General features: G+C 40.5%; 16 protein-coding genes. 7 read left to right on the top strand and 9 right to left on the bottom strand.

Features of this window, described 5'->3' with window-relative positions:
* Positions 1-27 precede the first annotated feature (27 nt).
* From BW139_RS00650 to BW139_RS00660, 3 genes are all read left to right on the top strand, one after another.
* The gene (locus BW139_RS00650) at positions 28-3,282 is read left to right on the top strand and encodes a winged helix-turn-helix domain-containing protein (RefSeq protein WP_076918319.1); all 3,255 of its coding nucleotides are present in this window, start codon (positions 28-30) and stop codon (positions 3,280-3,282) included.
* Positions 3,283-3,305: 23 nt separating this feature from the next.
* Complete coding sequence (locus BW139_RS00655) at positions 3,306-3,689, top strand: DP-EP family protein (RefSeq protein ID WP_008111557.1); 384 nt, start codon at positions 3,306-3,308, stop codon at positions 3,687-3,689.
* A gap of 328 nt (positions 3,690-4,017) precedes the next feature.
* The gene (locus BW139_RS00660) at positions 4,018-5,013 is read left to right on the top strand and encodes a GGDEF domain-containing protein (protein ID WP_076918320.1); all 996 of its coding nucleotides are present in this window, start codon (positions 4,018-4,020) and stop codon (positions 5,011-5,013) included.
* Positions 5,014-5,080: 67 nt separating this feature from the next.
* On the opposite strand, the gene BW139_RS00665 is transcribed toward BW139_RS00660, so the two are convergent.
* Entirely contained in the window at positions 5,081-6,433 is a 1,353-nt protein-coding gene (locus BW139_RS00665; protein ID WP_008111553.1) for a magnesium transporter, read from the bottom strand.
* Between the two features lie 238 nt (positions 6,434-6,671).
* Positions 6,672-8,339 (bottom strand): methyl-accepting chemotaxis protein, encoded by a 1,668-nt coding sequence (locus BW139_RS00670; protein ID WP_076918321.1) that lies wholly within the window; start codon positions 8,337-8,339, stop codon positions 6,672-6,674.
* 406 nt (positions 8,340-8,745) lie between these two features.
* On the opposite strand from BW139_RS00670, the gene purU reads away from it, so the two are divergent.
* Positions 8,746-9,576, top strand: coding sequence for a formyltetrahydrofolate deformylase (gene purU / locus BW139_RS00675; protein ID WP_076918322.1), 831 nt, complete (start codon positions 8,746-8,748; stop codon positions 9,574-9,576).
* A 76-nt stretch (positions 9,577-9,652) separates the two neighbouring features.
* On the opposite strand, the gene BW139_RS00680 is transcribed toward purU, so the two are convergent.
* From BW139_RS00680 to acs, 3 genes are all read right to left on the bottom strand, one after another.
* Positions 9,653-11,260, bottom strand: a complete 1,608-nt coding sequence (locus tag BW139_RS00680) for an AbgT family transporter (protein WP_036934086.1) — start codon at positions 11,258-11,260, stop codon at positions 9,653-9,655.
* A 158-nt stretch (positions 11,261-11,418) separates the two neighbouring features.
* Positions 11,419-12,069, bottom strand: coding sequence for a response regulator transcription factor (locus BW139_RS00685; protein WP_008111545.1), 651 nt, complete (start codon positions 12,067-12,069; stop codon positions 11,419-11,421).
* Positions 12,070-12,161: 92 nt separating this feature from the next.
* Positions 12,162-14,102, bottom strand: coding sequence for an acetate--CoA ligase (gene acs / locus BW139_RS00690; protein WP_076918323.1), 1,941 nt, complete (start codon positions 14,100-14,102; stop codon positions 12,162-12,164).
* A 417-nt stretch (positions 14,103-14,519) separates the two neighbouring features.
* Here acs and BW139_RS00695 point away from each other — a divergent pair, with 417 nt between their 5' ends.
* Together BW139_RS00695 and BW139_RS00700 are read left to right on the top strand one after the other, a co-directional pair.
* Positions 14,520-15,680 (top strand): DcaP family trimeric outer membrane transporter, encoded by a 1,161-nt coding sequence (locus BW139_RS00695; protein ID WP_076918324.1) that lies wholly within the window; start codon positions 14,520-14,522, stop codon positions 15,678-15,680.
* Positions 15,681-15,882: 202 nt separating this feature from the next.
* Positions 15,883-18,003 carry a TonB-dependent siderophore receptor gene (locus tag BW139_RS00700; protein ID WP_175611389.1) on the top strand — a complete coding sequence of 707 codons (2,121 nt, stop codon included), beginning with the start codon at positions 15,883-15,885 and terminating at the stop codon, positions 18,001-18,003.
* A gap of 108 nt (positions 18,004-18,111) precedes the next feature.
* Here the strand turns inward: BW139_RS00700 and recA are convergent, their stop codons facing one another.
* Both recA and BW139_RS00710 read right to left on the bottom strand, forming a co-directional pair.
* Positions 18,112-19,155 carry a recombinase RecA gene (recA, locus tag BW139_RS00705; protein WP_008110343.1) on the bottom strand — a complete coding sequence of 348 codons (1,044 nt, stop codon included), beginning with the start codon at positions 19,153-19,155 and terminating at the stop codon, positions 18,112-18,114.
* A gap of 68 nt (positions 19,156-19,223) precedes the next feature.
* Positions 19,224-19,712, bottom strand: a complete 489-nt coding sequence (locus BW139_RS00710; protein ID WP_076918326.1) for a CinA family protein — start codon at positions 19,710-19,712, stop codon at positions 19,224-19,226.
* A 21-nt stretch (positions 19,713-19,733) separates the two neighbouring features.
* On the opposite strand from BW139_RS00710, the gene mutS reads away from it, so the two are divergent.
* Positions 19,734-22,319, top strand: coding sequence for a DNA mismatch repair protein MutS (gene mutS / locus BW139_RS00715; protein WP_076918327.1), 2,586 nt, complete (start codon positions 19,734-19,736; stop codon positions 22,317-22,319).
* Positions 22,320-22,375: 56 nt separating this feature from the next.
* Here mutS and rpoS read toward each other — a convergent pair whose 3' ends face one another.
* Both rpoS and BW139_RS00725 read right to left on the bottom strand, forming a co-directional pair.
* Positions 22,376-23,347, bottom strand: a complete 972-nt coding sequence (gene rpoS, locus BW139_RS00720) for an RNA polymerase sigma factor RpoS (protein ID WP_008464213.1) — start codon at positions 23,345-23,347, stop codon at positions 22,376-22,378.
* Positions 23,348-23,464: 117 nt separating this feature from the next.
* Positions 23,465-24,289: a peptidoglycan DD-metalloendopeptidase family protein gene (locus tag BW139_RS00725; protein WP_008464215.1), complete on the bottom strand. Its 825-nt coding sequence runs from the start codon at positions 24,287-24,289 to the stop codon at positions 23,465-23,467.
* Between the last annotated feature and the right edge of the window lie 32 nt (positions 24,290-24,321).

Genomic DNA, 24,321 nt, shown 5'->3' on the forward strand with positions numbered 1-24,321 from the left:
ACTTATAACTATAAAAATGAGCCAATTATGCAGCAACCGCCTTTTTATCTAGGTGAATGGCAAGTAACCCCTGCCAGTAACACCCTTCAACGCGCTGAAGAACAAAAACAGCTAGAGCCCAAAGCCATGGATGTTTTGCTGTACTTGTGTCAAAACCAAGCAGAGATTGTCAGTAGCGACGCGTTATTAACTCACTGCTGGGCAAACACAGAAACCGGCGATAATCCTCTGCATAAAACTATCACTCAACTTCGAAAAGCCCTGGGTGATAAGGCAAGCGCTCCGCAATACATAGAAACCATACGTAAACGGGGTTATAGGGTTATTGCAACGGTTGAGTTTCCATTGGCTGATGACCTCCCCAGCCAAGTTAACACATGGCAAGGCGGCTCTCCTTTTTTAGGTTTGAGTGCATATAACCCAACCGATACCCACTTATTTTTTGGTCGTAATCACGCCATCAGCACGTTACTAGAGAGCGTATCAAGCCAAATAAAATTACAGCGCGCATTTTGTTTAATCCTTGGCCCTAGTGGCACGGGTAAATCATCATTAGTTAATGCGGGTATATTGCCAAAGCTACTCGACGAGCGAGGCTATAACGGCATTAGAGTAATGTCGTACACCCAACTAGACTTTGCAGATGTAGCTCAAAATAGGCTGTATTTAGATCTCGCCTCAGCCATGCTCGATTGGGATATTAACGACATTCCAGTATTTACAGGGTTAAGCGCACAAACGCTGGCGCAGCAGCTAGAACATGACATAGATAATGTTATTAGTTGTTTAAAAAATACAATTGCAAATACTCAAACAGCAGTAAAAACGCCGCAATTGTTTTTGTTTATAGACCGCTTAGAAGTGCTACTTTCCTCACCGCTATTTAGTAACGACACCCGAAGTAATTTTTTATCTGTTATTGAGCGTTTAGCGACCTCTAAAGCGGTGATTGTATTTAGTGCCTGTCGAAACGATTTTTACCCTTTAGTGGTTGAGCAACCCAGCCTTATGGCCGGCAAAGCTCATGGCGCGCATTACGATTTAACCCCGCCAAATCGCCATGAACTACAACAAATTATTCGCTTGCCAGCGTTAACCGCTAATTTAACGTTTTCGCAAGACCCACACACCAAAACCCCGCTGGATGAAATACTTTGCGCCGATACCGTCAACAATCCAGATGCACTGCCCATGCTGCAATACACACTGCAAGAGCTGTATTTACAGCGCAGTGATAATAATGAGTTATTGCACAGTGTATATGAAAAACTCGGCGGTATTGAGGGTGCCATTGGTAAAAAAGCCGAAGAGGTATTTATAGGGCTTTCTAAAGCGCAACAGCAGCAACTAAAAAGCGTGTTATCGCAATTAGTAACGCTAAACCCAGATGGTAAAACCATTACGAGCCGCGCAGCCCGCTTACAAGCGTTAACCAACACCAGCCAAAAAGAGCTGGTTCAAGCCATGGTCGATAGCCGCTTATTTGTATCGCATTTACAAAACCAAGAAGCCTACTTTAGCCTTGCCCACGAGGCATTATTACGCCAATGGCCACGTGCTAAACAGTGGATTAATGACCATAAAGATGCCCTTGCTATAAAAAGCCGCTTACACCACCACACGCAACAATGGCTTAATGAACATAAAAGTAACGCCTACCTGTTAGCGCCGGGTAAACCACTGCAAGAAGCCGTTACCTTATTAAACGACAACATATTCAAACTAGATGGTGACGAACGCGCGCTTATAACCAGCTCTCTTAAACACAGTAAAGCAAAAACAACCATAAAACGCGGCACAGTCGCTCTACTTTGTTTACTTACCTGTGTTGCCCTATTTATGAGTGTTACCAGCTTTCAAGCGCAGCAACTTGCACAGCAAAAACGCCAAGAGGCCGAAAGCTTACTAGGGTTTATGGTTGGTGATTTTGCCGACAAGTTACGCAGCGTAAAGCGTATGGACTTACTTGATGGCATTAGTAATAAAGCACTTGAGTATTTTACCAATCAAGTCGAGGAGCCAAGCTCACTATTTAACTTTAGTAATCAACAAGCCGAATTTAAAAGTCGCTTTCAGTACGCACAAACTTTGGAAGCCATGGGGGAAGTGGCCTATTCGCGCGGTAAAACCATTGAGGCCTTCACCGCCTTTGAAAACGCCCGCACTCGCCTTGAAGCATTATTAAAAATCCAACCAAACAACTTAGAGTTACTCACGCTTGCCGGTGCCAATGCTTTTTGGCTCGGTCAGCTTCATTATGATAAAAGCGATTACGCAGCCACTGAGCCATTATTTAAAAAATATCATGCCTACAGTGAGAAAATGTATTCATTAGCACCGAATGATTTTAACTCGATTATGGAGCTATCGTATTCGCATAATTCGCTGGGTTCTTTATACACAGAGAAATTTGACTACAGCGCAGCGAAACAAAGCTTTACAAAATCGCTGGCCCTTAAAAACAAAGCGCTTAAGCTTAAACCCAATAATAAAAACTTATTGCGCGATAAAGCAGATACCATCAGCTGGCTTGCTAAAACCGAAGAAGGGCTCGGTGATTTTAATGCCGCGCTAACCATGTATGTAAATGCCTCAAGTGAATTGTCAAATATGCTATTGAATTATCCCGATGATGCAAGTTTATCAAGCAGTTTAGCTTATACTTATATTCAGCAAAGCTATCTTTTAAGTTATTTACCCAATAGACAACCTGCCTACGAAAAAGCACAGCAAGCCACTAATACAATTAATAACGCTATATTGCAGGATCCAAAAAGTAAGTACTTTCAAGATTCATACTATCGCTTTTTAGCCTACCAATTGATGCTTTCAGCCGATAAAAATATTAATGAACAAGTAAATGAAATTATTAAATTTGTCAAAAATCAATACTTCGACAATAAATTTATTATAAATACACAAGTAAGCCTTATACACTATTTTATTGATAGGCTGTCACAGCACAAAGCACAGGAGTTATTAATTGCGCTGGAGAGTGATACAAACTATCAAGAGTACATAGCTAATCAAATGAAAATTGGCGATAACATAATACCGATACGGGTTAATTTACTTAAAGCTAAGTTAAGTACAACCAACAAGCAGCGAGAACAGTTTTGCTTAAATGCGCTTCAAGCCATTATTAAAACAGCAGAAAAAGATCAAAGTGTTCGTATCACATACCCGCTGGTACAGGTGTACACTTGCTTAAATCGAGCTGACGAAATCCCCAAAATAAAAGCAAACCTAGTAAAACTAGGCATTACTAATTTTAAACTATGACTATGAATAAAAAAGGAAATAATATGAATAACACTCAAGAACTAATTCACTTTACAGTTAACATTGTACTAGGCAGTGACGACGAAGCTAACTTTACATACTCTATAGATGGTAAAGAAGTGACTGGCGGCGGAGTTGTAAGAACCGAGACTGCGGGCATTTATAGTTTAGATGAAACCACAATTGAAAATGGATTTTTATTTACTGGCGCGACTATTACTGATGTCGATAAAGAAACGCCTTGCGCCCAAAACTTCAGCTTTAAAGTAAGCGATAATGGCCGCAAAATTACTATTATCGATACCGATGAAAACCCAGGTACTGCCTGTTTGATATTTAATGTTGAGTGCAACGGCACAGCCTATGAAAGCACTGATCCGCAAGTTGAAAATAGAGGTGAAAATTAATTAACATCGATTAATTATTGATTTTTAAATTGCACAGGGCTGATTTATTCCTTTGCAATTTTATAAGCCAAACACTTTAACGTTTACACATACCAAGCAGCATCATTAATAACTATCCTTTATTACTAATTTATAATAAAAACCTCAACTTTCAATTGCTGAGTAACTAATTTTCACCTTGCATAGGTTACTTAAAACCTGTGCAAATATGGTTTTTATCATTAAATATCAGCAAGTTAAAAACAGAAGATTACCGAAAGGTTTAATTGCACTTTTTTAAGTAAATTTGTAGACATCAAAAACGTCTGTACCATGCTAAGGCTAAAACGTGTCTAAACAAATTAATAACAAAGAAACTGCAGCAATTAAAAATGATAAAGCGCTCTCCTTCGAGAGTGCTTCATCGAGCCCTTTTTTAAATGCTCAATTTAGTGCTTTAATTGAATTGTTTAATGGCACTGCTGAAGGAATATTTGTAATTAATGAACAAGGTGATTTTGAGTTTGTTAATCCAAAAGCTGCGCAATTGTTTGGTCACTCACAGCAGTCATTGATTGGTGATAATTTATTAACATTTTTAAACGATGCCGACCTTGAAAAGTATAAGCAAACCCTATCGAATTGGATTAGCATTAAAGATACAGCGCTAAGCTATGGCCCTAATGAAGTAACAATTAATAAAGCCAATGGCGATGTGATTGAAGCCGACCTATCAATCTCAAGCATGCCTAAAAGTATCGCATCGGCGCAAAAGCTTTATGTGTGTATACTTCACGATCTTAGTACCCATAAAGCCATGTACAACCGTTTAAAAGTACAGGCCTCAACCGATCATTTAACTGGGCTTGCTAACCGTTTAGCTTTAGATGAGTCATTAAAAAAATATTGGCAAGAGAGTATTCAAAGCCAACAACCTCTAACCAGCATATTGATTGATGTTGACCACTTTAAAAAATTCAACGACACCTATGGGCATATTAAAGGCGATAAATGCCTACAAAAAATTGCAAAGCTAATTTTACAGTGTGTACCCTCAAGAGAATGTTTAGCGGCTAGGTATGGCGGTGAAGAGTTTGCAATAATTTTGCCCCGTCGCGATATTAAAAGTGCAACCATTGTTGCAAAACAAATCGAGCAACTCGTTAATAAGATGACCTTCACAGATATTGGCTTACCACCAGAGGTTAAAATTACCATAAGCCAAGGTATAGCCTGTGAGCATCATAATCAATATAGGACATATGAAGCGCTTTTATGTGCAACCGATACAGCACTATACCGAGCTAAAAAAGAAGGACGCAATAGAATAAGCTCTATCATTTAACGAATTAGTAGCATTATGCCCAAAACAAGCGCTAATAAATAGGAATTAGCGCTGAACTGAGACAGCTTCACAGTAGTAACAAACTACCTAATCCTAAAAAGGTTACAAAGCCGACAATATCAGTGACTGTGGTTAAAATAACTGAGCCTGATAATGCAGGGTCAATTTTCATTTTATCTAAGATAGACGGGATCACTACGCCCGCTAACGACGCAGCCACTAGATTAAGCAGTATCGCCACAGTAATGGTTATACTAAGCATAATATCGTTAAACCATAGGAAAGTTAGCAAGCCAATCACTAAAGCCCATACCAAGCCATTTACCGCGCCCACACGCAGCTCTTTTTTAAGCAGTGCCTTACGGTTGGAGTCGGTAACCTGACCAAGCGCAAGACCACGCACTATAACCGTTAAGGTTTGGCTTCCGGCAATACCCCCCATTGAAGCGACAATCGGCATCAATACAGCTAAAGCAACCACTTGTTCTATGGTGGCGCCAAATAAACCAATAAACCACGAGGCTAAAAATGCCGTCGCTAAGTTGATACCTAGCCAAATACCTCGGTTTTTAGCACTTTTGCGAACACTAGCAAATAGGTCTTCGTCTTCTCGTAAACCACCCGCCTTTGCTGTGGCTTCGTCAGCGATTTCTTGACGTAATTCATAAGCAGATGCAATGGTTAATCGCCCTATTAGTTTGTTATCGGCATTAACCACGGGCATGGCCATTTGTTCACTATGAATAACCACTTCAGCGGCTTCATATAAATCATGGTCTGCATGCAATGAGGTAAAGTCATGATTAGCTAAGGTCATTAAACTCTCATTATCATGCGCTTTTATCAGGTCATTAACTGCCACTTCGCCTATTAAGCTGCCTTTGCGGCTCACTAAATAAATCACTTCGCTGTACTGCGGTAACCCTTTGTGGAGTAACTTTTTAGCGCCGCCGGCTGTGAGTTTGTCTGACACCTTTAAAAAGTCAAAGCCAATCCAGTGACCTAGTTGCTCAGGCGTATATTGTTGCGCCAGCTCGTATTGTTTGGTTTGTGCTTCATCAAGCTGCTTTTTTGCATAATCAATAAAGCGCTGCGGGATCACTTCTTCTAATTCAAGCAGCTCTTCAACGTTAACTTCGTCTAATAATTTAAAACCGTCACTGTCATCTAGGGTTTGCAGTAACCATAAACAGCTATCTTCACTTAAATTAACGAAAATTTCGTGTTGCGTGTCTTCATCTAGTAAATGCCAAATTTCAAGGCGCTGCTCTTTAGGAATAGCTTCAAATAATAAGGATAAGTGTTCCGTTGATAAGGTTTGCTGAGCATCAATAAGTAATTTATTTTTGCGCTCAGTGGTATCACACTGCAATAAGTCGTTTATGAGTTGTGGTAACTGATCAACCGGATACTCTATCATTTAAAAACCCTAAAATAGTCTTTCACTATAAATTTACTGTAATAAGTAAGCACTTATTAATGAGAATAGCTAATAGTGTACATTAGACACGCATAAAAATATTAAAAAATCGCTGTGTTGTTAAATATTTATGGTTGTAGCGTGCTATAAACTATCGCGCTTTAGCTAAAAATAAAGCCAAAAAAAAGCCGCAACTAAACACGTTACGGCTTGATAAAAAATTAATAACTCAAGCTATTTATATTTTAAATTGCCCCACTAGGTCACCCAAGTTCTCACCGCGTCCCGCTAAGTGCTTACTAACTGAAGAAGTGGTTTTACTCGACTGCGTTAATTCATTAACAATTTCTTGAATAGCATACACGTTACGGTTAATTTCTTCTGTCACGCTGCTTTGCTCTGTTGCCGCTGTGGCAATTTGTGTACTCATATCATTAATGGTGGTCACGGACGTAGTTACCGCACCTAAGCTTTCAGATATAGCCCGTGAAGACTCAACTGAGCGGTTACAGCTTTGTTGGCTCGCATGCATTGCATCAACCGCTGCCGTTACTAAATTATGTAACTCGCTTAGCATTTCGTTAATTTCTAATGTGCTGTCTTGGGTTCTACTCGCCAGGCTTCTTACTTCATCAGCCACCACCGCAAACCCACGTCCTTGCTCACCTGCGCGTGCCGCTTCAATAGCCGCATTTAATGCCAGTAAGTTTGTTTGTTCAGCAATGCCACCAATTACACTTAATACGCTATTAATTTTTTTAGATTGCTCACTCAACGAGTTAACCTGCTCCGCGGCTTGATTAATTTCGCTCATTAAGTTTGATACTTCGCTCAGTGAAACATCTACACAATCTTGCGCGTTGGCCACTTCTTTTGTCGCTGCCTGCGTTGATACCGCAACTTGCGTGGTATTTTGCGCTACCTCATGCGAGGTTGCTGACATTTCGGTAATCGCTGTTGCCACTAAATCGGTTTCATGGTTATGCTTTAATAATTTATCTTCAATTAGTAATGTTTGCGTATTAATGTCTGAAGAAGCCGTTTTAACGTCACTTGTTACATCAACCACTCCGGCAATAATACTGTGTAGCTTACTCACAAATACATTGAAAGATTCACCTAACTGACCAATTTCATCATGGGTATCTATTTCTAAACGTCGGGTTAAATCCCCCTCCCCTTTGGCAATATCATCTAAGCTTTGCACCATACGTTTAATTGGTTTTAGCATATTATTGGAAGCGTACAACGCACCGGCTGCTGCTAAACCAAGCAGTAGAAGTGATATTAAAACCAAAGTGGTCATTTTTTCGCTTAAATGGCGCTCCATGGTTGTTTGATATTTTACCAGTTCGGCTTCAATATCATCCATATATGTGCCAGTGCCTATCATCCAATTAGTACCTGGGATCATGGCTGCATAACCAATTTTTTCGACTAAGCCGCTAGTATTGGGCTTTTGAAAATGATAAGTAAACGAGCCACCGCCTTTACGCGCTTGCTCAAGTAAGCCAACCACTATTTTTTTACCGTTAGGGTCGGTCATGCCTATTTTATTTTGCCCTTCTATCGCATCACCCAGTAATGCATGAAAAACACTAATACCATCGGTATCATAAATAAAGTAGTAACCATCTTCACCAAAGGTTAAATCTCGCAACGCATCTTTAGCGTCTTGTTCATTTCCTTGCGCTAATTGGTATTGCACTACTTTAGAGCCGATTTCTATTTCTGTTCTTAATAGAGTTTGTTTATCAGCAATTAATTTAGTTTTGAACTCATTAAAGTTTTGCTGTTGATTTTGCATCTCTAAATAATAAGAACCTGCCATAAAACTGATTAGTAATACAATCAAAGGTAAAACAGCCAGCAGTAGCAATTTGGTTTTTAAGCTTAAATTACCCATTATTTCTCCAATTAACATTATAAGCTATCAAGCTTTTTATTTTGCAGCCACTTAGCAACTACGTTTCCATTGTTTGTATTACTGACAACAGCGCTACACTTGTATATAAATTAAGCACAAACAGGGTTATTGCGCAATTTAATACACTCGTATGTTAGTAAAACATACTAAAATCAACTTTATAACTAGACGATAGTATAAAAGCAGTAATAAATAACTGATTTTTCTCATGCTATAAATTCTTACTAGTGCACAGCTTATTACCTTACGATTAAATCTTAACTAACCTCAGTAACACTATTTTAGCTTTAATGAAAATTAAATATTGGGCATCACACAAAGGCCTTGCTTTCTGAGTTAAAACACAAATAATGAAGCAACTAACTACTGGGTAAGAATGAGGAAAATGAGTTATATACTAACCACCCAATGCGCAGACGATATAGGTTTAATCGCCAAAATTACCGGACTGTGTAATCAGCATAATTTAAATATTATTCGTAATAACGAATTTGTAGATAAAGATGCGCAGCGCTTTTTTATGCGCACAGAGCTTACAGGCGAACCACATACTGAGTTTTTGTCACAACTGCGCGATGTATTACCTGCTGGCGCAAAAGTGGCACTGCACGGCGAAGAAAAAACCAAAGTGGTACTATTAGCTACAAAAGAAGCTCATTGTTTGGGCGGCATGTTACTTAAGCAATTTGAACAAGCCCTAAACATAGAGATACTAGCCGTTATCGCCAATTACCCTACTTTAGAGCCTCTAGTGAAAGGGTTTGATATTCCTTTTCATGTGGTTTCTCATGAAGGACTTACGCGCAGTGAGCACGACGAAAAAGTCGGTGACTTAATTGCCAGCTATAACCCAGACATTATTGGCCTAGCTAAATATATGCGTATTTTAAGCCCTGAATTTGTAGGTCGTTTTGAGGGTAAAATCATTAATATTCATCACTCATTTTTACCTGCTTTTATTGGTGCAAAACCATATCATCAGGCGTTTGAACGTGGTGTGAAAATTATTGGTGCCACGGCTCACTTTGTTAATAATGAGCTAGACGAAGGCCCTATTATTTTACAAGACGTATCGAGTGTGACTCATGCGAATACAGCTGAGATGATGGCTAAAATGGGTAAAGATGTAGAGAAAACGGTGTTTTCTAAAGCACTGCAACTAGCATCAGAACATAAGCTGTTTATTAATGGCAATAAAACCGTGGTATTTTCATAATTAGCTTTATATCAAAATTAAAAATGCCAGCTACTAAGCTGGCATTTTTTATAAGTAAATATTAAACCTTACCTAATTAGGGTGTGTAATACGTTGGTGCCCCAGGGCCTACTGGCATACCTAAAACAAATACCCATAAATAAAACAGTACCACCCAGCCAACAAAGAAAATTAAGCTGTATGGCAACATAGTGGCTACCAAAGTACCTATTCCCATGTCTTTTTTGTATTTAGTGGCAACCGCGAGGATTAAACCAAAGTAACTCATCATCGGAGTAATTAAGTTAGTTACTGAATCACCAATACGGTAAGCCGCTTGAATTGTCTCGGGGGCATAACCTATAAGCATCAGCATAGGAACAAATATAGGTGCTGTTACTGCCCACTGCGCTGACGATGAGCCTAAAGTTAAGTTAACTAACGCACACATTAAAATAAACAGTACAAATACTTCCGGTCCAGTTAAGCTAAGTGCTTGTAGTAATGCGGCACCATTAATCGCTAAAATCGTACCTAAGTTAGTCCATTTAAAAAATGCCACAAACTGTGCAGCAAAAAACACTAATACAATGTACATGCCCATAGAGCTCATACTTTTGCTCATGGCATTGATCACGTCTTTATCATTTTTCATGGTACCAACCACGCGACCATACACAAAACCTGGAATACCAAAGGTGACAAAAATAAACACCACAATCCCTTTTAAAAACGGAGAGTGAGCAACCAGCCCCGTTTCAGGATTACGTAAAATACCGTCGGCAGGAACAATAGTCCAAGCAAGTAACAATGAAACCAGAAGTAATGAAACCCCAGCCCATTTTAAACCTGATTTTTCTTTGTCAGTTAAACCCGCAATATTATTTTGAGCTAAATCTTCACTGGCTTCATCTGGATTATATTTACCTAAACGTGGCTCAACAATTTTCTCAGTAACAAGTGTGCCTAAAACAGCAATTAGCAACACCGAAATCATCATAAAATACCAGTTTGCTTCAGCGCCAACTTGGTAAGTTGGGTCAATCATTTGTGCTGCAGGCGTAGTAATACCCGCTAATAACGGATCGATAGTGCCAAGTAATAAATTAGCGCTATAGCCGCCCGATACACCAGCAAACGCTGCAGCAAGACCTGCAAGCGGATGACGACCTAAGCTATGAAATATCATTGCCGCTAGGGGGATCAATACTACATAACCCAGCTCAGACGCTGTGTTTGATAAAATAGCAGCGAAGACCACCATAAAGGTTACTAAGCGTTTAGATGCACCCATAACCATGCCACGCATTGCCGCAGACAATAACCCTGAATGCTCGGCAACACTCACACCTAATAGCGCCACTAACACCGTACCTAATGGAGCAAAGCTGGTAAAGTTAGTCACCAAGCCCGTTACAATACGCTGTAAGCCCTCAGCACTGAGTAAGCTAACCACTTCAATTACACCATCTGGATCGCGCCCAGCAGAGCCCTCAGGACGAGGATCGATGGCACTTAGTCCAAACCAATCGGCAACGCCACTAAATAAAATAATGGCAATACAAAACAGCGCGAATAAGGTAATTGGATGGGGAAGCATGTTCCCTAAAAATTCTACTGTGGCTAAAAATCGATTGAACCAGCCGCCCTTTGCGACCTGATTTTCATCTTGGGATGTGTGTGGTGAGTCTATTGAGTCTGACATACCATGCTCTCTTAATTACAAAATGCCCGTAACCTAGCATTATTTTCTGAGCAGGTCATGTAATAAAGATGAATGACTTGTTATGTCATGGTAATTAACTAATTGGTTTGTTGTAATGGGATTGCAAAAAAGAGGCTCTCGCCTCTTATTTAGTCTGCTTAGGCTTGCTCTATGGGTTCTAGTTGTAGTTTTGCAGCAATTAAAACAGCTTGAGTTCGGTTATAAACACCGAGTTTTCTAAATATGGCAGTAATGTGTGCTTTGACTGTGGCTTCTGAAATGTGAAGCTCGTACGCAATTTGTTTATTCAGTAAACCTTCGTGCAAATATTGTAAAACGCGGTATTGCTGTGGAGTAAGTGATGCCACTTGTGCGGCAATTTCTCTATCTGCGCCTTCGATTTCAGCCACTTTACTTTTTAGCTCGGTTGGCAGCCAAGTATCGCCTTCAAGTATTTGGTTAATTGCGTTGGCAATATCGTCAGATGATGAAGACTTAGGAATAAACCCCATTGCCCCATAACCCATAACTTTCGAAACAATATTTACATCTTCACTACCCGAAACCACCGCAATAGGTAAGCTTGGGTAATCTTCACGTATACGGATCAAGCCGTATAAGTCACCGTTACCTGGCATGTGTAAATCTAGTAGTAATATATCAAGATCTTCTTGTTCGCTTAACACCTGCAATGTGCTATCAAAATCCGCTGATTCAAATACTTCCAAACCCGCAAACTTTGCACTCAAAGCGCCCTTTAGTGCTTCACGAAATAACGGATGATCGTCCGCTATTAAAAACTGACTCATTGTTCACTCCCAAAAATTCGGCTGCTGTCCAATAGACAACAGCCGATATACTACGTTTAGAATCAACTTCTAATCAAGCTTTTAACGCGAAATTAACGATTTAATCGATTTTCTACTAGCTCATCAACCACTGACGGATCAGCAAGTGTTGAGGTATCACCAAGCTGTTGGTACTCATTTGCCGCGATTTTACGTAAAATACGACGCATAATTTTGCCAGAACGTGTTTTTGGTAAACCTGGCGACCATTGAATCATATCGGGTGATGCTATTGGGCTTAGCTCTTTACGTACCCAATTACGGATCTCTTTGGTCAGCTCATCACTCACAGTAACGCCTTCATTAGGAGTTATGTAAACGTAAATACCTTGGCCTTTAATATCATGTGGGTAACCTACCACTGCCGCTTCAGCTACAGCTTCATGAGCAACTAATGCGCTTTCAATTTCAGCAGTACCTAAACGGTGCCCAGACACATTAAGTACGTCATCAACGCGTCCTGTGATCCAATAATCACCGTCTTCATCGCGACGACAACCGTCACCAGTAAAGTACACACCAGGATAAGCGCTAAAGTAGGTTTGTTCAAAGCGCTCATGGTCGCCATACACAGTTCGTGCTTGTGAAGGCCAGCTATCTAAAATCACAAGGTTACCGTCAACCGCACCTTCTAATGTATTGCCTTCAGCATCAAATAACGCCGGTGCAATACCAAAGAATGGACGAGTTGCAGAGCCAGGTTTCATATCGGTTGCACCTGGTAATGGCGCAATCATGATGCCACCGGTTTCAGTTTGCCACCAAGTATCTACAATTGGACAATTAGATTTACCAATTTTTTCATAGTACCAGGTCCATGCTTCTGGATTGATTGGCTCACCCACAGAACCTAAAATGCGCAAGCTGTCGCGATGTGAGCTGGCAATCGGCTCTTCGCCTTTGGCCATCAATGCACGAATGGCAGTAGGTGCTGTGTATAAAATTGTCACGTTATGTTTATCAACCACTTCACCCATACGACCTGCTGTTGGGTAAGTCGGTACGCCTTCAAATACGACTTGCGTACACCCATTAACGAGCGGCCCGTAAGCAATATAACTGTGACCTGTGATCCAGCCAACATCAGCACTACACCAAAAAATATCATCGTCTTTTAAATCAAAAATGTATTCGTGGGTCATAGATGAATAGACTAAATAGCCACCGGTGGTATGAACCACACCTTTAGGCTGACCCGTAGAACCCGAGGTATATAAAATAAACAGTGGGTCTTCAGCATTCATGTGTTCAGGTTCGCAATCTGGCGCTTGGTCTGCAACTAAGTCATGCCACCAAATATCATGGTCGTGCCAATCAACATCGCCTGAAGTTAGTTTATGTACCACTACATGCTCAACGGTGGTGACTGAATCTTGTAATACGGCTTCATCTACATTGGCTTTGAGCGGTACACAATTACCTGCACGTCGGCCTTCATCTGAGGTGATCACCACTTTAGCACCCGAATCATTAATACGATCCGCAATAGCTGACGGTGAAAAACCACCAAAAATAACTGAATGAATTGCGCCTATACGAGCACAAGCCTGCATTGCATATATAGCTTGTGGGCTCATTGGCATGTAAATGGCTACACGGTCACCTTTTTTCACACCCAACTTTTTTAAACCATTGGCAAATTTAGCAACTTCATCATGTAGTTGTTGGTAGGTAATATTTTCGCTTTGCGAAGGATCATCGCCTTCCCAAATTAACGCTACTTTATCTGCTTTTGTTTTTAAGTGACGATCAATACAGTTATATGAGGCATTAAGGTAGCCATCTTCATACCATTTGATATTGATATGGCCTTTATCAAATGAAGTGTTTTTTACTTTTGAATATGGAGTAAACCAGTCAAGACGCTTACCGTGCTCAGCCCAAAACCCTTCAGGGTCCTCAATAGACTGTTTATACATCGTATTATATTTTTCATTATCGACGAGCGCTGCGTTTTTAATGTGCGCAGGAACTGGATAGATACTTTGTGACATATTAGTCTCCAATTTATATTACTTGCCTTAGGCTTTTCATCAAGGATTACTCAGCAGTGCACTATTAAATATTAGACATTAGTTGTATCTGAGTTCAAACAACGATTATCTTATCTATAATCCTCATGGCTACACCCTATTTACATAAAAAACATACTATTAAATAAAAGTATATGAACACTCAATAATTATTAAACCTTAGTCTAATAGACTAATAGTTGATTGAGTAAATTGTGTACATATACAACAGTAGCTTGAATATTTAAAAACTTTGATTGTTTATTAATAATTCGTATTTACTAACAAATTAGATTAAAGATAATTAAATTCAATCTGTTAGTACTATATAAGTAACACACATTAATACATATCATAAGCAAACAACATACAACAAGTAGCCTATAAAAGGACGCAACAATGAAATTTACTCCAATTAAAACACTGGCAGCTAGTGCTGTACTATGTGCACTTTCTAGCACAGCTTATGCTGCAAAAATAGGTGATACAGAATTTACCTACGGTGGATACATTAAACTCGACGCAATGTGGAGTGACTACTCAGCAGGCGCTCCTGCGGGCACCAGTGTTGGCCGTGATTTTTATGTGCCAAGTACACTAACCGTTGGTAACGATAATAGTTCAGACGCCGTATTTGATATGCACGCTCGTGAGTCACGTTTTAATTTTGGAACTGCTACCTTATTAGATAACGGTAAAACGGTTAAAACTAAAATAGAGCTAGACTTTTTAGCGTCAGCTCCTGGCGGCAACGAGCGTGTGTCTAATTCATACTCTCCGCGCATTCGCCATGCATTTATCTCATATGATGGCTGGTTATTTGGTCAAACATGGTCAAACTTTCAAAACGTCGGTGCATTACCAGAAGCACTTGATTTTGTTGGTCCTGCAGAAGGCACGGTGTTTGTTCGTCAATCTCAAATTAAATACACTACGGGTGCATGGTCATTCTCGTTAGAGAACCCAGAAAGCACAATTACTACAGCCGGCGGTGGCATGGCCGTAACTGATGATGCCTCATTACCTGACTTTACCGCACGCTACACCCATAATGCTGATTGGGGTAACTTTGTAGTAACAGCCCTTGCTCGTCAACTGACCTACAAAGTAGGTGGTGTTGATGCCGATGAAACCTCATTTGGTGTTAGTGCATCGGGTATGGTGAAGCTTGGTGAAGACAATCTAAAATTTATGCTTACCCAAGGTAAAGGACTAGGTCGTTATGTGGGTCTAAACGTAGCACGTGGTGCGGTTCTTAATGGTGATGACCTAGATGCGATTGATTCAACATCTGGTTTTATTGCGTATCAACATAAATGGAACAGCCAGTGGCGCTCTACTTTCTTATATTCGTTCTTGTCTGCTGATAATGATGAAAACCTACTTGCAATGTATGGCGACCCTACAGAATCAAGCCAAAGCTACAGCGCAAATATTTTATACTCACCGGTTAAACGTCTAACCTTTGGCGCTGAATTTAAACATGCAGAACGCGAGCTTGAAAGTGGCGTAGATGGCGATCTAGATCGTTTACAATTTTCTGTAAAGTATGCGTTTTAATTTCCTAACCAATTAAAATACTGATTTACTTCCTGAGCGGCTTCGGCCGCTTTTTTTGTTTTTAACCAGAGCTCAAGTTAACCAAATCCATGCGCTTTACTTAAAAAATATTAAAGACGTGTAAAATACCCAGCAAACGCAATTGCAAATCACTCTCATTTAGATTAAATTACCACCCACATTTAATCTTATGGGAAACATGATGCTGTACAAACATAAAAACTCTGCATTTAAACTGAGTCTACTTACTTCACTGGTTTTATCTGGGCATGCTATTGCTAACGACACGCAAGACGACCTACCTTTAGAAAAAATTGCCGTTTATGGGCAACATCATAAAAATTATATTACCGAAGAAGCACAGTCAGCGACTAAGCTAGGTTTAACCATTAAAGAAACTCCGCAATCAATTTCTGTTGTCTCACGCGCGTTGATGGATGACTTTTCACTTGATGATATTAATGCGGTATTAGAAAGCACCCCAGGCGTAACAGTGGAACAAATAGAAACCGATCGTACTTACTTTAAAGCCCGTGGTTTTGAAATAACTAACTTTTTAATCGATGGCTTAGGCACACCGCAAACCTCTGGTTCAATTCAAGGGACACTTGATACTGCAATTTACGACCGTGTTGAAATTGTACGTGGTGCCAATGGCATGATGACCGGTGCAGGTAACCCATCAGCGACTGTTAATATGGTGCTAAAAAAGCCAACCTACACAACACAAGTTCATGCATCGGCTTCTTATGGTTCGTGGAATAACAAACGTGTAGATATTGATGTTTCCACACCGATTAACGACGAGCATGCTGTCCGTGCTGTATTTACTAAGCAAGATAAAGAGTCATATCTAGACCGCTACGAAACCGATAAAACCATTGCCTACCTTGCCTATGAAGGAAAGCTAACCGACGATACACTTCTGAACATTAACTACGTAAACCAACAAAAAGATGCCGACAGCCCTCTATGGGGCGCGCTACCGCTTTATTACACAGATGGCTCCCCCACTAACTATGATGAGTCAACTAGTACAGCTGCAGATTGGTCGTATTGGGATAATAGCGCTGAACGTATCTATGTAACTCTTGAGCAAAATTTATCGGCTACCTGGGTCGCTAAAGCCCGTTATGCCCACATAAAGAATGAACAAAATTCTGAATTATTTTATGTGTATGGTACCCCAGATAAAGAAACTGGTTTAGGTTTAACCGGCTATGCGAGTCGTTATGATTACAAAGACACCCAAGATTTGTTTGACTTATATGCCAGCGGTAAATTTGAGTTATTTTCTTTAGAGCACGACTTATCATTCGGTATTAGCCAAGCAAACATGGACTTTAATGACCAATCGCTTTATGACTACAGCACAGGAAATGGTTTCCCTGCGATGCCTGATTTAGCGACTTGGGATGGTGTTATCCCTGAGGCAACACTGGTTGATTCGCCTAACGGCAGTGATGTACAAAATACACAAAGATCTGCCTATATTTCAACTCGTATTAAACTAGCAGAGCCATTAAGCATTTTGGCAGGCGTACGCTATACCGATTGGGAAACTAAAGGTACTGCTTATAGTGTAGTGCAAACCCGCGATGACTCAGAGGTTATTCCTTACATTGGTACGGTGTACGATTTTACTGAGTCGTTATCAGCGTATGCTAGCTACACCGAAACGTTTGTGCCACAAAAAGAGTTAGACATTAACGCTGAACAACTGGCTCCTGTTATTGGTAAAAGTGCTGAAGTTGGTTTAAAAGCACAACTTTTAGATGAACAAGTATTTGTAACACTGGCCTATTTTGATGCTAAGCAAGATGGACTTGCTGTTGCACTTCCGGGCTCCCTTCCAAGCGATACGCGTTATTACGCTGCAGATGGTATTAACAGTGATGGTTTCGAAATTGAATTAAGCGGTCGCTTAACTGATGATTTAAGTGCCAGCATCAGCTTCAGTAATTTAAGTATTGATGGTGATGAACTCGTTAAAGATTACACCCCAGAAAACCAATTAAAAATGGCAGCCACTTATCAAGTGCCATTTATTGATGGTTTAACCTTAGGTGCTAATTACCGCTGGCAAGATTCTATTAGCCGTGTGCAAGTAAAAGATCCAGCAGGCAACGCATTGGCAACTACAAAACAAGATGCTTATGGCTTATTAGATTTAATGGCCACCTACGAAATTACTCAAAACGTCGGTGTTACCTTTAATGTTAATAACAGTACTGATGAAAAGTACATAAACAGCCTTTATTGGGAGCAAGGTTACTACGGGGCACCGCGTAACTACTCATTGTCAGTTAACTGGCAGCTATAAAGCTAACTAGGCTTTAAGTCACTTTATAGCAAACAATAAAAAAGCGCTAACCTAATGGTTAGCGCTTTTTTTAAGCTCGGGTCAAATCAAGCTTTAAAACAAATGGGCTTAAAGGTCGCCTTCATCACCTAATACGTCTTCGCCATCTTCTGGCTCAACCGTTGCTTTTAGCAATAGCATCTCACGCAATTTACCTTCAATTTCATCTGCAATCTCAGGGTTTTCTTTAAGGAACTTAATCGAATTAGACTTACCTTGGCCAACTTTGTTGCCATTGTAGCTGTACCAAGCACCCGCTTTTTCAACAATTTTGTGCTTAACACCTAAATCAATCAGCTCGCCCTGCTTAGAAATACCTTCGCCATACATAATGATAAATTCAGCTTGTTTAAACGGCGGTGCAACTTTGTTTTTCACAATTTTAACGCGCGTTTCATTACCAACAACTTCATCGCCTTCTTTTACCGAACCAATACGGCGAATATCAATACGTACAGAGGCGTAAAATTTCAGGGCATTACCACCAGTTGTTGTTTCAGGGTTACCAAACATTACACCAATTTTCATACGGATTTGGTTAATGAAAATACATAGTGTGTTTGAACGCTTAATGTTACCTGTAAGCTTACGTAATGCTTGTGACATTAAACGTGCTTGTAGACCCATGTGTGAATCACCCATGTCGCCTTCAATCTCAGCTTTTGGTGTCAATGCTGCAACCGAATCGACAATCACTACATCAACCGCGCTTGAACGCACTAACATGTCACAAATTTCCAGTGCTTGCTCACCTGTATCTGGTTGAGATACCAGTAACTCATCAATGTTAACACCTAGTTTTTGTGCATAAATTGGATCAAGAGCATGCTCAGCATCAACAAAGGCACAGGTTTTACCTTCTTTTTGAGCTTCAGCGATAACTTGCAATGTTAGCGTTGTTTTACCTGATGACTCTGGGCCATATACTTCAACAATACGCCCCATCGGCAAGCCGCCTATGCCTAAGGCAATATCAATACCTAGCGAGCCTGTTGATACAGCGTCAATGTTTAACGCTTTATTGTCACCCAATTTCATGATTGAGCCTTTACCAAATTGACGTTCAATTTGTGATAAAGCTGCGTCCAACGCTTTTTGTTTGTTATCGTTCATTTTCTTCTCCAAATCCAGCTAATGCAGACAAGTATACTGTATGAAATCACAGTATCAAGCTAATTTTATTATTTTATCTTCTCTATTATGATTTTTAAAGAAAATACAATAGCTTGCAGCCTAACTTGCGCCCTGTTACCATTAAATACTTGTTCAAACGTCCAGTGTTTACCGTTAATTTGCAGTCCAAACCACACGAGCCCTACCGGTTTGCCCTCAGTAGCACCACCGGGTCCTGCAATCCCTGAAATAGCAATGCCAATATCAGCATTTGCAGCCTTACAAGCGCCTGCTGCCATCTCAATGACTGTTTGTTCGCTCACCGCGCCAAATTCCTCTAGGGTATCATGCTTCACATTGAGTAATTCATGCTTTGCGTTATTGCTATAAGTGACAAATGCACGGTCAATATATGCTGAGCTGCCTGGGGTATCGGTAAGCGAATAACTCACTCCACCACCAGTACATGATTCAGCGGTAGTGATCCATAAGCGTTTATCCGTTAAAATAGCGCCTAATTGCGCAGCAAGTGTCTTAATCTCTTGATGTAATTCCATATTCAGCCTTTGGGTAAATACATGTCGTTTGATCTTTATGCACCGCACACTATAAAACAACAAACCCCTATGATGCAGCAGTATCTAAAAATAAAATCAGAGCATCGCGATATTTTATTGTTTTATCGGATGGGGGATTTTTACGAACTCTTTTTTGATGACGCAAAACGCGCCGCGCAGTTGCTTGATATTTCACAAACTCACCGTGGCAAAGCAGGGGGCGATCCTATTCCTATGGCAGGCGTGCCTTATCATGCGGTAGAAAACTACTTAGCCCGCTTAGTGCAAATGGGCGAGTCGGTGGCTATTTGTGAACAAGTGGGCGACCCTGCCACCAGCAAAGGCCCTGTTGAGCGCAAAGTAGTACGTATTGTAACTCCTGGTACTATTTCTGACGAAGCCTTATTACAAGAGCGCCAAGACAACTTACTAACCAGTGTTTGGCAAAATAAAAAAGGCTTATACGGTGTTGCGTATCTTGATATCAACTCTGGGCGCTTCAACATTGTTGAAGTTAGTACCGATGAAGCATTTAGCTCAACCCTACAACGCTTAGCGCCTGCTGAATTACTATATAGTGAACACTTTGAAAACACTCATTTAATTGAACATATTAAGGGAGCGCGTCGTCGCCCTGATTGGGAGTTTGACCTTGATACCGCGCAACACTTACTCTGTGAGCAGTTTGGCACCAAAGATTTAGTCGGTTTTGGGGTCGACAAAGCGCATAGCGCCTTGGTAGCGGCAGGCTGTTTAATGCAATACGTAAAAGATACCCAACGTATTGCATTACCGCACATTCGTGCAATTACTCTTGAGCATAATGAACACGCGGTAATTTTAGATGCGCCTACCCGTAAAAACCTTGAACTCACCGTTAATTTATCCGGTGGCTTTGAAAATACACTTGCCCAAGTACTTGATAAAACAGCAACGGCTATGGGCTCGCGATTACTTAAACGTCGTATTCATACTCCTATTCGCAATAAAGACGAGTTAAATTCTCGTCTAAATGCCATTAGTGCTATTTTAGATGTGCAATTATGCAGTGAGCTGCATGAAGCTCTTAGAGATATTGGTGATATAGAACGTGTAATTGCTCGTTTGGCATTACATACTGCTCGGCCACGTGATTTAACAAGGCTTCGTAGTGCGCTTCAAGCATTAGCACCGCTACATAGCTTATTAAACGATGCCACAGATGCGCGTATTTCTCATATTATTGCCCACTCTAAAGAGCTCCCCGAGCTTCAAGCATTACTTGAACGTGCAGTGATTGATAACCCACCAGTGTTAATTCGTGATGGTGGTGTTATTGCGCCAGGGTATAACAGCGAACTCGATGAGTGGCGTAATTTAAGCCAAGGTGCAACCGATGTGCTTGAACAACTAGAGCAACGCGAACGTGAACGCACGGGCATTAGTACGCTTAAAATTGGTTACAACCGCGTGCATGGCTTTTTTATTGAAGTGAGCCGCGCTAACTCGCATTTAGTCCCTGCAGATTATATTCGTCGTCAAACGTTAAAAAATAACGAGCGCTATATAATTCCAGAGCTTAAAGAGCACGAAGATAAAGTGCTTGGCAGCCAATCAAAAGCGCTGGCACTGGAAAAACAGCTATACGAACAGTTATTTGAATTTATAGCGCCGCATATTGAGCAGCTACAAATAATGGCCTCAGTCATTGCCGATTTAGATGTACTGAACAATTTAGCAGAGCGTGCCCAAACACTTAATTATGCCAAGCCAGAGCTTTGCGATAACGATAATATTAGCATTAAACAAGGCCGCCACCCTGTGGTTGAGCAAGTAATGAAAGACCCGTTTATTGCCAATCCTGTAGAACTCAATAGCCAGCGTAAAATGTTGATAATTACCGGCCCTAACATGGGCGGTAAATCAACTTACATGCGCCAAACTGCCCTTATTGTGCTTATGGCGCACATTGGCTGTTATGTCCCTGCCGATAGCGCTAAAATTGGTAATATTGATAGAATATTTACCCGTATTGGCGCTAGTGACGACTTAGCATCTGGGCGCTCTACCTTTATGGTTGAAATGACAGAAACCGCGGCAATTTTAAATAATGCCACCGCACAATCATTGGTATTAATGGATGAAATAGGCCGAGGAACCAGTACTTACGATGGTTTATCACTGGCATACGCGACGGCGGATCATTTAGCTTCAAAAATCGCGGCTAAAACTCTGTTCGCAACCCATTACTTTGAACTCACTGAGCTTGCAGAACAAACACCTGGGCTGGTTAATGTGCACCTAGATGCTATTGAACACAACGATACCATTGCCTTTATGCATACTGTATTAGATGGCGCAGCGAGTAAGAGTTTTGGTTTACAAGTAGCAGCTCTGGCCGGCGTGCCTAAAGCGGTTATAGCCCAAGCAAAACAAAAGCTAAGCTTGCTTGAAAACCATCAAAGTGTCACAACAGTCACCACAGAGCAGCAGGTTTTACCGTTTGATAGTGAACCACAAACCACTCAACCAAGTGAATTGGAGCAACAAATGAGCGCGATAGACCCTGATAACCTATCACCGCGTCAGGCGCATGAACTGCTTTATAAATTAAAAGCACTACTTTAAACGCAAACAGCCCGACTTAAAAAGTCGGGCTGTATTTATTTTTTTGTGTGTTTAGATTAAGCGAACTGTTCAAATAAGCTCTCAGTACTTAACCCTTCTTGTTGCAAAATATCTTTTAACCGACGTAGCGCCTCAACCTGTATTTGGCGAACTCTTTCACGGGTTAACCCAATTTCACGGCCCACATCTTCAAGCGTTGAAGGCTCATAACCGAGTAAACCAAAGCGACGTGCCAGTACTTCGCGCTGCTTAGGATTCAATTCACCTAACCAGTCAATAATATGCGTATTCATATCATTGCTTTGTACTTCACCTTCAGGACCGACATTTTTTTCGTCGGCAATCACATCTAACAATGCACTGTCGTTTTCACCACCAATAGGCATATCTACAGACGCTATTTTTTCATTTAGGCGAAGCATTTTTGTTACATCTTCGACTGGTCTGTCTAAGCTTTCTGCTATTTCTTCTGCGGTTGGCTCATGATCAAGCTTTTGCGTTAGCTCACGGGCTGTACGTAAATAAACGTTAAGCTCTTTAACTACATGAATAGGTAAACGAATAGTACGGGTTTGATTCATTATTGCCCGTTCAATAGTTTGGCGTATCCACCATGTGGCATAAGTAGAAAATCGAAAACCACGTTCAGGATCAAACTTTTCAACCGCCCGGATCAGCCCTAGATTACCTTCTTCAATTAAATCAAGTAAAGCAAGCCCACGATTGTTGTATCTACGCGCAATTTTTACAACTAAGCGTAAGTTACTTTCGATCATGCGTTTTCGGGAGGCTTCGCAGCCTTTCAGCGATTTTCGTGCAAAAAATACTTCTTCTTCTGCACTTAATAGAGGGGAAAAACCAATCTCGCCTAAGTATAACTGGGTGGCGTCGAGGTTTTTAGTGACTTCTTCTTTTACAAATACATCTTCATCTTCCACGTCATCAAGTAACTTCGTTGTCTCCTCTACTTTAGAGTCGTCAAACTTATCATCAGTGGGGGTTTTCTCAGCTTTTGCTACATCAGCCATAAGACTTCTCCTGAGCAAGCTATCAATAACTTTATGATTAAGGTCTGTAGTCGTTTTATTAGCTTTTGCTGTATTAGCCATGAGCCTTCTCCAGAACAGTCAATCAATTCCTTCAGTTCAGGGTAGGTACTTAGCAGGGTTAACAGCTTTTCCTCGATAACGAATTTCAAAACGAAGTGCCGTTACTGAAGACTCTGAATTACCAATTTCTGCTATTTTTTGTCCCGCCTTCACTATTTGCTTTTCTTTCACAAGTAACGTTGAATTATGTGCATAAGCACTTAGGTAATCATCGTTATGTTTCAAAATAATTAAATTACCGTAACCTCTTAGCGCACTTCCCGCGTAAACTACTGTTCCTTTTGCCGCGGCGAGTACGGTAGTACCCTTTTTATTAGCAATCTGTAGGCCTTTATAACCATTTTCCTTGTTAGAAAAGCGTTTTGTTATTTTACCTTTAGCAGGCCAAAACCAACTCAACTTTTTAGTTGAAGAACCTTGAGACTGACTAATTTTTTGGTTAGCTTGTTTTTGAACATACCTACGTTTTTTCGGCTTATCAAGCTCTTTCTTTAATTTTCTGTTACTTTTTTGTAAATGAGAAGGCTTTTTAGCAGCTTTCTTTTTATGCTTTTTTTGTGTAACCCTTGACCTGCTTGGTTCTAAAATGGATACAACCTGACCAGGAACAATAGTGTAAGGTGATGGAATTGAATTATTTTTTGCAAGTTCTCTGAAATCTTTTCCAGCACTAAAAGCAATCGAATAAAGTGTATCGCCTTTTTGTACCGTGTACTTACCACCGTTAATATTAATCCGTGAAGGATAGTCATTAATATTATTATTTAAACTACTTACAGGAGCGGGAACATGGCGAGACGAGCATGCACAAAGCAAAACACTAATAAATAAAGCAACATAACAGCGTATTTGTTTATTCAATGTGTTTTGCCCTCTGTTTTAATATCATTATA

It is taken from the genome of Pseudoalteromonas sp. SK18 (assembly GCF_001974855.1).
Lineage (GTDB): Bacteria > Pseudomonadota > Gammaproteobacteria > Enterobacterales > Alteromonadaceae > Pseudoalteromonas.